The following is a 12383-nucleotide window of genomic DNA, read 5'->3' as shown; positions in this document are numbered from 1 at the left end:
TGTCACGGGTCCCGGTAAGAGACCCCTAAAGGGTTCCTGTGAGAGAGACGACCGTTACAGACCGGGAATCCGGCCGTTGCGGAAGAGGTCGACGAAGGTCTGGTGATCCGCACGCGCGCGTGCGCCGTACCGGTGGGCGAAGTCGACCAGCAGGGGCGCGAAACCCTCCTCGTCGGCCGCGATCGCCGCGTCGATGGCCCGCTCGGTGGAGAACGGCACCAGGGACTCGCCGGACTGGTCGTCCGCCGCCGCGTGCATCGTCGCCGTGGCCCGGCCCAGGTCGGCGACGACCTCGGCGATCTCCTCCGGATCGTCGATGTCGCCCCAGTCGAGGTCCACGGCGTACGGCGACACCTCCGCCACGAGCTGGCCGGAGCCGTCCAGCTCGGTCCAGCCCAGCCAGGGGTCGGCGTGCGCCTGGAGGGCGCGCTGGGAGATCACCGTGCGGTGTCCCTCGTGCTGGAAGTAGTCGCTGATCGCCTGGTCGGTGACGTGCCGGGAGACCGCCGGGGTCTGGGCCTGCTTGATGTAGATCACGACGTCGTTCTCCAGGGCGTCGCTGTTGCCCTCCAGGAGGATGTTGTACGAGGGCAGGCCGGCGGAGCCGATGCCGATGCCGCGGCGGCCGACGACGTCCTTCACGCGGTAGGAGTCCGGGCGGGCCAGGGACGACTCGGGGAGCGTCTCCAGGTAGCCGTCGAAGGCGGCGAGCACCTTGTAGCGCGTGGCCGCGTCCAGCTCGACGGAGCCGCCGCCGGAGGCGAAGCGGCGCTCGAAGTCGCGGATCTCCGTCATCGAGTCGAGCAGCCCGAAGCGGGTCAGGGAGCGGGCGACGCGCAGCGCGCCCAGCAGCGGCCCCTCCGCGGTGTCCAGCGTGAACGGCGGCACCTCGTCGCTCTTGGCGCCGGTGGCCAGGGCGTGGATCCGCTCACGGTACGCGCTCGCGTACACCCGCACCAGCTCGGTGATCTGCTCGTCGCTGAGCGCCTTCGCGTACCCGATCAGCGCCACGGAGGCGGCGAAGCGCTTGAGGTCCCAGGTGAAGGGGCCGACGTAGGCCTCGTCGAAGTCATTGACATTGAAGATCAGCCGGCCGGTGGAGTCCATGTACGTGCCGAAGTTCTCCGCGTGCAGATCGCCGTGGATCCACACCCGGGAGGTCCGCTCGTCCAGGTACGGGCCGCGGGGTGCCGACCCGAACTCCGGGTCCTCGGTCAAATCGTGGTAAAAGAGGCATGCCGTGCCGCGGTAGAAGGCGAAGGCCGAGGCCGCCATCTTCCGGAACTTCACGCGGAACGCCGCCGGATCGGCGGCCAGCAGTTGGCCGAAGGCGGTGTCGAAGACGGCGAGGATCTCCTCGCCGCGGTGCTCCCCGTTGAGCTGCGCTGCCGACATGCCTGGTGCCTCCTGGTGCGGGTGGTGCGTGACGAGTGGAGCGGATCCTCCACTCGGCGGAACGTGCGAAGAGGTGCGGGAGTGCCCGCCCCCGGGGGCCCGCCCGACACGCGGGCCCGCCCCCGACGGTACGCGCGCAGCGCCCCGGAGTGTCAGTCGTGAGGCATAGACTTCGACGCTGACCCCCGGACTGTCCGCAGTCCTTCGCCCAGCCCTCCCGTCGCCCGACCACCACCCCTCAACGAGGCGCTTCGCGCCGAAGCCCTGATTTGGAGGCCGAACGTGACCAAGCCGCCGTTCACGCACCTGCACGTCCACACCCAGTACTCGCTGCTGGACGGTGCCGCGCGGCTGAAGGACATGTTCAACGCCTGCAATGAGATGGGCATGACACACATCGCCATGTCCGACCACGGCAACCTGCACGGGGCCTACGACTTCTTCCACTCCGCGCAGAAGGCCGGAGTCACCCCGATCATCGGCATCGAGGCGTATGTCGCCCCCGAGTCGCGCCGCAACAAGCGCAAGATCCAGTGGGGGCAGCCGCACCAGAAGCGGGACGACGTCTCCGGTTCCGGCGGCTACACCCACAAGACGATGTGGGCGACCAACCGGACGGGCCTGCACAACCTCTTCCGGCTCTCCTCCGACGCGTACGCCGAGGGCTGGCTGCAGAAGTGGCCCCGGATGGACAAGGAGACCATCTCCCAGTGGTCCGAGGGCATCGTCGCCTCCACCGGCTGCCCCTCCGGCGAGGTGCAGACCCGCCTGCGCCTCGGCCACTTCGACGAGGCCCTCCAGGCCGCCGCCGACTACCAGGACATCTTCGGCAAGGACCGGTACTTCCTGGAGCTGATGGACCACGGCATCGAGATCGAGCACCGGGTCCGCGACGGTCTGCTGGAGATCGGGAAGAAGCTCGGCATCCCGCCGCTGGTCACCAACGACTCGCACTACACCTACGCGCACGAGGCGACCGCCCACGACGCCCTGCTGTGCATCCAGACCGGCAAGAACCTCTCCGACCCGGACCGCTTCCGCTTCGACGGCACCGGCTACTACCTGAAGTCGACGGACGAGATGTACGCCATCGACTCCTCCGACGCCTGGCAGGAGGGCTGCGCCAACACGCGCCTGATCGCCGAGATGATCGACACCACCGGCATGTTCGAGAAGCGCGACCTCATGCCGAAGTTCGACATCCCCGCGGGCTACACCGAGGTCACCTGGTTCCAGGAGGAGGTCCGCCGCGGCATGGAGCGCCGCTTCCCCGGCGGCGTCCCCGAGGACCGCCAGAAGCAGGCCGAGTACGAGATGGACGTCATCATCCAGATGGGGTTCCCGGGTTACTTCCTCGTGGTCGCCGACTTCATCATGTGGGCCAAGAACCAGGGCATCGCGGTCGGCCCCGGCCGGGGTTCCGCGGCCGGTTCGATCGTGGCGTACGCCATGGGCATCACCGACCTCGACCCCATCCCGCACGGTCTGATCTTCGAGCGCTTCCTCAACCCCGAGCGCGTCTCCATGCCCGACGTCGACATCGACTTCGACGAGCGTCGGCGCGTCGAGGTGATCAGGTACGTGACGGAGAAGTACGGCGCCGACAAGGTCGCCATGATCGGCACGTACGGCAAGATCAAGGCGAAGAACGCCATCAAGGACTCCGCCCGTGTACTGGGCTACCCGTACGCGATGGGCGACCGGCTCACCAAGGCCATGCCCGCCGACGTCCTCGGCAAGGGCATCGACCTCAACGGCATCACGGACCCGACCCACCCCCGCTACAGCGAGGCCGGCGAGATCCGCTCGATGTACGAGAACGAGCCGGACGTGAAGAAGGTCATCGACACCGCCAAGGGCGTCGAGGGCCTGGTGCGGCAGATGGGCGTGCACGCCGCCGGCGTCATCATGTCCAGCGAGACCATCACCGAGCACGTGCCCGTCTGGGTCCGGCACACCGACGGCGTGACCATCACGCAGTGGGACTACCCGAGCTGCGAGTCGCTCGGCCTGCTGAAGATGGACTTCCTCGGCCTGCGCAACCTGACGATCATGGACGACGCCGTCAAGATGGTGAAGTCCAACAAGGGCATCGACATCGACCTGCTGTCGCTGCCGCTGGACGACCCCACGACCTTCGAACTGCTCCAGCGCGGCGACACGCTCGGCGTCTTCCAGTTCGACGGCGGCCCCATGCGCTCGCTGCTGCGGCTGATGAAGCCCGACAACTTCGAGGACATCTCCGCCGTCTCCGCGCTCTACCGTCCCGGCCCGATGGGCATGGACTCGCACACCAACTACGCGCTGCGCAAGAACGGCCTCCAGGAGATCACGCCGATCCACAAGGAGCTGGAGGAGCCTCTCGAGGAGGTCCTGTCCGTCACCTACGGCCTGATCGTCTACCAGGAGCAGGTGCAGAAGGCGGCCCAGATCATCGCGGGCTACTCGCTCGGCGAGGCCGACATCCTCCGCCGCGTGATGGGCAAGAAGAAGCCCGAGGAACTGGAGAAGAACTTCGTCATCTTCCAGGCCGGCGCCCGGAAGAACGGCTACAGCGACGAGGCCATCCAGGCGCTGTGGGACGTGCTGGTCCCCTTCGCCGGCTACGCCTTCAACAAGGCGCACTCGGCCGCGTACGGCCTGGTCTCGTACTGGACCGCGTACCTCAAGGCGAACCACCCCGCCGAGTACATGGCCGCGCTGCTCACCTCGGTCAAGGACGACAAGGACAAGTCGGCGGTCTATCTCAACGAGTGCCGCCGCATGGGCATCAAGGTCCTGCCGCCCAACGTCAACGAGTCCATGGCGAACTTCGCCGCGCAGGGCGACGACGTGATCCTCTTCGGCCTCTCCGCCGTCCGCAACGTGGGCACCAACGTCGTCGAGTCGATCATCAGGTGCCGCAAGGCCAAGGGGAAGTACGTCTCCTTCCCCGACTACCTGGACAAGGTGGAGGCGGTCGTCTGCAACAAGCGGACGACGGAGTCGCTGATCAAGGCCGGCGCCTTCGACGAGCTGGGGCACACCCGCAAGGGCCTCACCGCGCAGTACGAGCCGATGATCGACAACGTGGTGGCGGTCAAGCGCAAGGAGGCCGAGGGCCAGTTCGACCTCTTCGGCGGCATGGGCGACGAGCAGAGCGACGAGCCGGGGTTCGGACTCGACGTCGTCTTCGGCGAGGACGAGTGGGACAAGACCTATCTGCTCGCTCAGGAGCGGGAGATGCTCGGTCTCTACGTCTCCGACCACCCGCTCTTCGGCCTGGAGCACGTGCTGTCCGACAAGGCCGACGCGGGCATCTCCCAGCTCACCGGCGGTGACTTCGGCGACGGCGCGGTCGTCACCATCGGCGGCATCATCTCCGGCCTCCAGCGCAAGATGACCAAGCAGGGCAACGCCTGGGCCATCGCCACCGTCGAGGACCTGGCCGGTTCCATCGAGTGCATGTTCTTCCCGGCGACGTACCAGCTGGTCTCCACCCAACTCGTCGAGGACGCCGTGGTGTTCGTCAAGGGGCGCCTCGACAAGCGGGAGGACGTGCCCCGGCTGGTCGCCATGGAGCTGATGATCCCGGACCTGTCCAACGCGGGCACCAACGCGCCCGTGGTCCTCACCATCCCGGCCACGCGGGTCACTCCGCCGATGGTCAGCCGCCTCGGCGAGATCCTCACGCACCACAGGGGCGACAGCGAGGTGCGGATCAAGCTCCAGGGCCCGACGAAGACGACGGTGCTGCGCCTGGACCGGCACCGGGTGAAGCCGGACCCCGCTCTCTTCGGAGACCTGAAGGTGCTGCTCGGGCCGTCCTGCCTGGCGGGCTGAGCGGGCGGAACAAGGCTGAATCAGCGCGAAGCGAGCGAGGGGCGAGCGCGGAACGAGCCAGGGGCGCACCCGGTACCGGGTGCGCCCCTCGTGGCCGCGGGACCGCGACGGCCCGTCGCGCGGACGTCAGTTGTGGCCGAAGCGCTTCTGCCGCTTGCGGGAGGCGATGTCGCCGGGCGTCATCTGGGGGGCGTGCTGCTCCTCGCGGCTCATCACGGGCGACTCGCCCGTCTGCTGGGCGCGTTCGGTCCGGGGCTGCTTACGATCACGGTTGCTCTTGTTCTTGGCCATGGTGATCTACCTCCTGAGGGGGATCTAGGGGCCAGGGCCGGAACCAGATTCACATAAGCCGATAAAGAACGCATATCGGGTAATTACCGTGCGTGACACGGGTGATCGGGGCTCGGGACGCGAGCGGGGGGCGAGGAAACGCCACGCCGAAGATCGAGTTCGAGCCGTTAACCTCCGCGTGGTCGGGCAGACTCGAAGGAAGCCCGAAGCAAACCTCCCGGAAAGAGGGTGGATCGCGTGGACCGCTGCATCGTCCTGGTGGACGCCGGGTATCTGCTGGGGGCCGCCGCCAGTCTCCTCGCCGGTGAGCCCTCGCGCTCGCGCATCACCGTCGATCACGCCGCTCTCATCCAGGGCCTGCGTGACCGCGCCGAGTCCGACACGCAGCAGCCCCTGCTGCGCATCTACTGGTTCGACGGCGCCCCCGACCGCGTCCCGCAGCCCGAACACCGGCGGCTGCGCGTGATGCCCCGGGTCACCGTCCGGCTGGGCGCGCTCACGCGCAGTGACGGCCGCTGGGCCCAGAAGGGCGTGGACGCCGCCATGCACGCCGAGCTGACCGAACTGGCCCGCAACCGCGCCTGCTCCGACGTCGTCCTGGTGACCGGGGACGGCGACCTGCTGCCGGGCATGATGGCCGCCAAGGAGCACGGCGTCGCCGTCCACCTGTGGGCCGTGCAGGCCGCCGACGGCGACTACAACCAGTCCGAGGACCTGGTCGCCGAGGCCGACGAGCGGCGCGTCCTGGACCGTGCGTGGATCACCAAGGCCGTACGCGCCAAGGAACTCGGCGGGATCTGCGCGCCCCCGCCCGTGCCCCGCCCCGAGATCGCCGCGATCCTCTCCGCGCCGCTGCCCGAGTCCTCCCTCGCCACGGCCACGGAGCGGCGTGCCGAGGAGCCGGAGCACCCCACGACGGCCGCCGCCGCCCGCAACGGCACCGAGGAGCGCGTACCGCCCGCCAAGGGCGTCCCCACCCCCAAGGACCTCGCCTCGCTGCGCGCCCCCGGCGCCCACCCCGCCGCCCCGCAGCCCACGACCGCGACCCTGCGCTGGTCCTCCGACAAGGGCTGGGTCGACCGGCCCGCCGCCGAGCCGTCCGAGGCCGCCTCACTGCCGACGCTGGCCCAGCTCACCACGGCCGAACAGCGCTGGGCCGACCGCGAGGAGGACATCACCACGGTCGGCGGCGACCCGTACGAGGTCGGGCAGGTCTTCGCCCGTCGCTGGCTGGAACGCCTCGGCGACCACGGCCACCTGCAGAAGCTCTCCGGGATGTACCCCCGCATCCCGCACCGCGTCGACGGGGAGCTGCTGCGCTACGCCGCTCGCTTCGGACTGCTGGCCCACAAGGACGACCAGATCGACGAGCACGACCGGTACGCGATCCGGGCCGGGTTCTGGCGGGAGATCGACGCCCGGACGGCGACCGAGCGCACCCCCGCGGCGGAGTGAGTCCCCCGGCCGAATAGACACTTATGGGCGGACCCGAGGGCGGACCGGGGAGACGGACCCCGTAGTCTCGTCCCTTGTGAGTACGCGCGCGGCACAGGCACCTCGACCCGGTGGCGATGCCGTGTGCGCGGTGCGCGCACTGACCAAGACCTATCCCGCGGTACGCGGCCGGCGGGGCGCTCCCGCGACCCCCGAGGTGCGGGCCACCGACGACGTGACCCTGGACATCCGCCGCGGTGAGATCTTCGGCCTGCTCGGACCGAACGGCGCCGGCAAGTCCACCCTCGTACGGCAGCTCACCGGGCTGATGCGGCCCGACCGCGGCAGCGTGGAGATCCTCGGGCACGACATCGTGCGCCACCCGGAGCGCGCCGCGCGGATCCTCGCCTACCTCGGCCAGGAGTCCAGCGCCCTCGACGAGCTGACCGTGTCGCTCGCCGCCGAGACCACCGGACGGCTGCGCGGCCTGGAGGCGCGGCGGGCGCGCGCCGAGCGGGACGCCGTCGTCGACGAGCTGGGCCTGGCCGCGATCGCCTCACGCCCGATCAAGAAGCTCTCCGGCGGCCAGCGCCGCCTGGCCTGTTTCGCCGCCGCACTGGTGGGCGAACGCCCGCTGCTCGTCCTGGACGAGCCGACCACCGGCATGGACCCGGTGGCGCGGCGCGCGGTGTGGGCCGCCGTCGACCGGCGGCGCGCCGAGCGCGGCACGACCGTGCTGCTGGTCACCCACAACGTCATCGAGGCCGAGGCGGTGCTGGACCGGGTCGCCGTGCTGGACCGGGGGCGCGTGATCGCCTGCGACACGCCCTCCGGGCTCAAGGAGAAGGTCGCGGGGGAGGTCCGCGTCGACCTGGTGTGGCGGGAGACGGCACCGCTGAACGTCCCCGAGGTCGCCGCGCTGCGCGACCGTGCCGCCGAGTCGGGACGCCGCTGGACGCTGCGGCTCGCCCCCGAGGAGGCCCGCGCCGTCGTCGCCACCGTCACCGGCGGCGCCGCCTTCGCCGCCCTGGACGACTTCACCCTGGCCACGCCCAGCCTGGAGGACGTGTACCTGGCGCTGGGCGGCGCCGCGCGGCAGGGGCTGGTGAGGGCTTGACCATCCGAACGGCGAGCACGCCGGCCGCCGCATCCGTACCCGTCAGGGCGACCGCTTCGAACGACCCTAGCGAAGGGGAGCAGCGCGACGTGAGTGTCGTACCCGCCGATGTCGTGCCGGGCGGAGACCTGGCCGGCGAGGAGCAGGGCGCCGCCGGCGCGGCCGAGCTCGGGCCCAGGGCGCGGCTGTGGCCTTCCCTGGCGGCCGTCTACCGGGCGCAGCTCTCCCGGGCGCGGGTCGCGCGCATACCGCTGCTGTTCGTGGCCACCTTCCAGTCGATCGGCATCATGATCCTGATGCGCGGCGTCGTGGACGGCGGCGGCGAGGCGCAGGCCGTGGTCGCCGGGTCGGCGGTGCTCGTGGTGGCCTTCGTCGCGCTGAACCTCCTCGCCCAGTACTTCGGGCAGCTGCGCGCGAGCGGCGGGCTCGACCACTACGCGACGCTGCCGGTGCCGCCGGCCGCGGTGGTGCTGGGCGCGGCGGGCGCGTACGCGTCCTTCACGGTGCCGGGGACCCTGGTGACGGCGGTGTTCGGGTGCGTGCTGTTCGGGCTGCCGATGACGCACCTGTGGGTGCTGGCCGCCGTGATCCCGCTGGCGGGCGCCGCGCTCGCCGGGCTGGGCGCGGCGCTCGGCCTGCTGGCGCCCCGGCCGGAGTTCGCCACGCTCCTCGGCCAGCTGGGCATGTCGGCGGCGCTCCTGCTGGGCGTGCTGCCGGCCGAGCGGATGCCGGAGGTGATCCGCCTGGCCCGCGACCTGCTGCCCTCGACGTACGGCGTGGAAGCCTTCGCGCGCACGTTCGAGCCGCGGCCCCACTGGGCCTTCGTCCTCGGCGACCTCGCGGTGTGCGGCGTGGTCGGCGTGATCTCGCTGGCCGTCGCCACCTGGGCGTACCGCCGGGCCGCCGTCCGGTGACGCGCCGCACAGGCGGGTTTGGCACGATGGCGGTGTGACCGCACCCCTGACTCCACCACCACCGCCGAACGGACACTCGTCGTACCAGGGCGGCCCGGTGCCGCCGCCCGTCGGTGCGCACGCGGTGGGCACCGCCTACGGCGCCACGCACGACCACCACGGCGAACAGGACGGCCCCGGAATGTTGACCGAAGTGCGTCAGGCCGCCGTCACCGTGGTGGCGATGGCGCTCTCCGGTGTGCTGCTGGGCCTGCTGTGGTGGCGGCTGGCGCCGAGCGTCCCCCTGGTCGGGGACAGGGCCGGCGACAACTGGGTGGTCTACCTCAAGGACTCCGAGGGCGAGCAGGCGATCGGCGTCGACGGCACCTTCACGCTGCTCGCCCTGGCGCTCGGGGCGCTCAGCGCACTGGCCGTCTTCCTGCTGCGCCGGCGCGGGGGAGTGCCGCTGGTGGTGGCGCTGGGCGTCGGAGGGCTGCTCGGGTCGCTGCTGGCCTGGCGGGTCGGGGTGTGGCTGGGGCCGACCCAGGACGTGCTCGCCCACGCGAAGGAGGTGGGCAAGGGGGTGACGTTCCCCGCGCCGCTCGAGCTGGGGGCGAAGGGCGCGTTGCTGGCGTGGCCGTTCACGGCGCTGGCGGTCCACCTCGGCCTGACGGGGCTGTTCGGGCCCCGGGACCCGGACCCGTGGCCCGTGTCCGGGCAGCAGCAGTCGCAGGCGCCCCAGGGGGAGAAGCCCGCGTAGCCCTTCCGCCTCCGCGCCGGGGACGGGTGACGTCAGGCCCGGCCGACAGGAGCGAGGACCGCGTCCGTGAGCCTGGCCAGGTCGTCGGGGGAGAGCTCGACCTCCAGCCCGCGGCGGCCCGCCGAGACGCAGATCGTGGAGTGACCGGAGGCCGACGCGTCCAGGACCGTCCGGAGCCGCTTGCGCTGGCCGAGCGGGGAGATGCCGCCCCGTACGTAGCCCGTGGTGCGCTCGGCCAGGGCCGGGTCGGCCATCGCCGCCCGCTTGCCGCCCACCGCGGCGGCCAGCGCCTTCAGGTCCAACTGGCCCGCCACCGGGACGACCGCGACCGTCAGCGCTCCGTCGACGTCTGCCACCAGCGTCTTGAAGACCCGCTCCGGGGAGACGCCCATCGCCTCGGCCGCCTCCTCCCCGTAGGACGGGTGGGCGGGGTCGTGGTCGTAGGCGTGGACCGTGTACGTCACTCCGGCCGCCGTGAGGGCGACGGTCGCGGGGGTGCCGCCCGACTGCTGCTGCTTCTTCGACTTCTTCGCCATCCCGGCCAGTACCTCGGTTGTGACGCATGAGCCGGTGCTCATGAGAGGGAATCGGTGAACGAGATTCGTGAGTTGGGGCTGCTCAGTTGAGACTCATCGGGCCGCGCGTCAGTTCCGCCGCCGGCAACGACGGCAGCGTACGGATGATGGCCGTCTCGGAGCGAAGGAGTTTCAGCTCGTCCCGGAGACGGGAGGCCGTGTCCGGGGCCTGGAGCAGGCGTTGCTTCGTCGGCGTGTCCAGCATCATCGCGGCGGCGACCAGGTAGGAGACCACGCCCGGTTCGTCCGGCAGGTCGGCGCCCGTCGCCAGTGACCGCTCGCGGGCTCCCGCCAGCCGCTTCTGGTACTGACGGAAGGACCGCAGCACACCTTCGGCCAGCGCCCCCGCCTCGTCGCCGGGGTCCTCGGCCAGGGGCTCCAGTTCGGCCGTCAGGAAGGGGCCCGAGGCGTCGACCGACAGCAACCGCACCCGGGTCGTGCCGGTCGCCAGCACCTCGAAGGTGCCGTCGGCCCGCTCGCGGACGGTCGCCGCGTCCGCGACGCAGCCCACCTTGTGGAACGCCTTGAGCGGATCGGGCCCGAACCCGGCCGCGGGCCCTCGCTCCAGCGCTGCCGTCGGGTCGGGCATGCCGGGTGCGCTCGGGGCCACCTCGTAGCCGTCGCGGATCGCCACGACGGCGAACCGGCGCGGTTCGTCCTCGGAGGTCTTCAGCAACTCGCGCATCATGGCGCGATAGCGCTCCTCGAAGATGCTGAGCGGGAGCACCAGCCCCGGGAACAGCACCGAGTTCAGGGGGAAGAGGGGGAGCCGGACGGTGGTCACGACGCAGAAGCCTAATGGTCGTCGGAGCGGACGCGACCGACGTGCCCACTTCCTGGATGACCCGAACCTGTCGCCCCGGGCCCGGAGAGCACCCTCGCGCGCACGTCCGCACGCACCTCGAGGAAGCGGCCGAGCGGGTCGTCCGCGTCCCGGTCCCAGGGAAAGGAGGTGACGTACGGGCCGGTCAGGCGCAGCTGTTCCGCCGCGTCCTGAAGGCGCCCCAGGCGCACCAGGACGTACGCCAGCACGTTGCGCAGCGCCGCCGGCCACGGGTCGGCCGCGGGGAGGGCGGCCGACAGGGCGATGGCGCGGTCGGCCGCGCCGTCCAGCCGCGCCCGGTACGCGCCGGCCGCTCCGCCCCCGCCGTGAGCGGTCAGGCACGCGAACGCCGCCCGTACCGGCAGCGCCCGTACGAGCGCGTCCTCGGGGGCGTCCTGCGCGGCCCTCTCGGCGAAGTCCAGGCACTCGCGGTGGGCGCCGGGTGAGGCCGCCGCCAGGTACTCCAGGGCGGCGACATGGCAGCCGTAGTGGTGCGGGGAACGGCGGACCGCCTGTGCCCACAGCCGCGCGAACTCGGCGTGCGGGGCGCGGGCACCGCGCGCGGTGTCCAGCGCGGTGCGCCACGGTACGGGGTCGGGACCGGCCGACTCGGCGGCGGCCGCGACCGAGGGGCTCACCTGGCGGAGGAGTTCGGCGCGGGCGGGGGAGTCCCAGTGGCGGTCCACGGTCAGCCGCAAGGCCACCAGAAGGCCGTCGGGGTCGCCCGGGGCGGTGGCACGCCAGTCCTCCAGCCACTCGGCACGCGAGCGCGCGAAGGCGGCGAGCCGGGTCGCGTAGCGGTCGCGGTGCTCCCACTCGGCGTTCTGGCGGGTGCGGGCGAGCAGGTCGGCGGCGGGACCGTGGTCGCCGCGGGCCGCCGCGACCAGGGCGGGGGCGAGGCGGTCGTCGGGGGCGTCGAGGAGCACGTCGTCGTCTTGGACGAACCGGGACGTCCGGAAACGGGCCGTGGCCCTGGGGGTCCGGAGGAACGCGCGCAGCATGGCCTGTACGACGGCCGATGGTTCGTGATGGTTGTGCGCCCGGCTTCCCTTTCGGCCGTTCGTGTCCCCACCCGCACCATCGTGCGGCTTGCCCGGCTCGTGTCGGTGGCCGTCCGCCGGGGTGGGGGCGGGTCGCGTGGCGGCGTCGTGTGGTCTTCCGGTCGGGGGTGGGTGCGCCCCGGTGGGGGCGTGTCGCGTCGATGGCTGTCCGTCTCCGCCGGGGGGCGGTGGTTCTTGCGGAGGCCGGCCGCGTCGTGCGCGGACTTCGGGGC

General features: G+C 71.6%; 10 protein-coding genes. 5 read left to right on the top strand and 5 right to left on the bottom strand.

Translation table 11 applies throughout. From position 1 onward, the window contains the following. Positions 1–54: 54 nt before the first annotated feature. Entirely contained in the window at positions 55–1395 is a 1341-nt protein-coding gene (locus tag KUM32_RS19085) for a DUF2252 domain-containing protein (RefSeq protein WP_217143130.1), read from the bottom strand. A gap of 282 nt (positions 1396–1677) precedes the next feature. Here KUM32_RS19085 and dnaE point away from each other — a divergent pair, with 282 nt between their 5' ends. Next, complete coding sequence (gene dnaE / locus KUM32_RS19080; protein ID WP_217143129.1) at positions 1678–5217, top strand: DNA polymerase III subunit alpha; 3540 nt, start codon at positions 1678–1680, stop codon at positions 5215–5217. Positions 5218–5343: 126 nt separating this feature from the next. On the opposite strand, the gene KUM32_RS19075 is transcribed toward dnaE, so the two are convergent. Next, positions 5344–5508, bottom strand: coding sequence for a hypothetical protein (locus KUM32_RS19075; RefSeq protein WP_217143128.1), 165 nt, complete (start codon positions 5506–5508; stop codon positions 5344–5346). Between the two features lie 237 nt (positions 5509–5745). On the opposite strand from KUM32_RS19075, the gene KUM32_RS19070 reads away from it, so the two are divergent. From KUM32_RS19070 to KUM32_RS19055, 4 genes are all read left to right on the top strand, one after another. Further along, complete coding sequence (locus KUM32_RS19070; RefSeq protein WP_217143127.1) at positions 5746–6963, top strand: NYN domain-containing protein; 1218 nt, start codon at positions 5746–5748, stop codon at positions 6961–6963. Positions 6964–7084: 121 nt separating this feature from the next. Further along, on the top strand, positions 7085–8059 hold the full coding sequence (locus KUM32_RS19065; protein ID WP_217143193.1) for an ABC transporter ATP-binding protein: 975 nt from the start codon (positions 7085–7087) through the stop codon (positions 8057–8059). Between the two features lie 89 nt (positions 8060–8148). Beyond that, entirely contained in the window at positions 8149–8973 is an 825-nt protein-coding gene (locus KUM32_RS19060; protein ID WP_217143126.1) for an ABC transporter permease, read from the top strand. 34 nt (positions 8974–9007) lie between these two features. Continuing rightward, a complete protein-coding gene (locus KUM32_RS19055) occupies positions 9008–9712 on the top strand; it encodes an AAA family ATPase (RefSeq protein ID WP_217143125.1) in 705 nt (234 codons plus the stop codon). 32 nt (positions 9713–9744) lie between these two features. Here the strand turns inward: KUM32_RS19055 and ybaK are convergent, their stop codons facing one another. From ybaK to KUM32_RS19040, 3 genes are all read right to left on the bottom strand, one after another. Further along, entirely contained in the window at positions 9745–10248 is a 504-nt protein-coding gene (gene ybaK / locus KUM32_RS19050; protein WP_217143192.1) for a Cys-tRNA(Pro) deacylase, read from the bottom strand. Positions 10249–10330: 82 nt separating this feature from the next. Continuing rightward, entirely contained in the window at positions 10331–11071 is a 741-nt protein-coding gene (locus tag KUM32_RS19045; RefSeq protein ID WP_217143124.1) for an LON peptidase substrate-binding domain-containing protein, read from the bottom strand. A gap of 11 nt (positions 11072–11082) precedes the next feature. Next, on the bottom strand, positions 11083–12111 hold the full coding sequence (locus tag KUM32_RS19040; protein WP_217143123.1) for a hypothetical protein: 1029 nt from the start codon (positions 12109–12111) through the stop codon (positions 11083–11085). Positions 12112–12383: the final 272 nt, after the last annotated feature.

The organism is Streptomyces sp. AC627_RSS907, from assembly GCF_019049165.1.
This window is presented reverse-complemented; position numbering and strand designations above follow the sequence as displayed.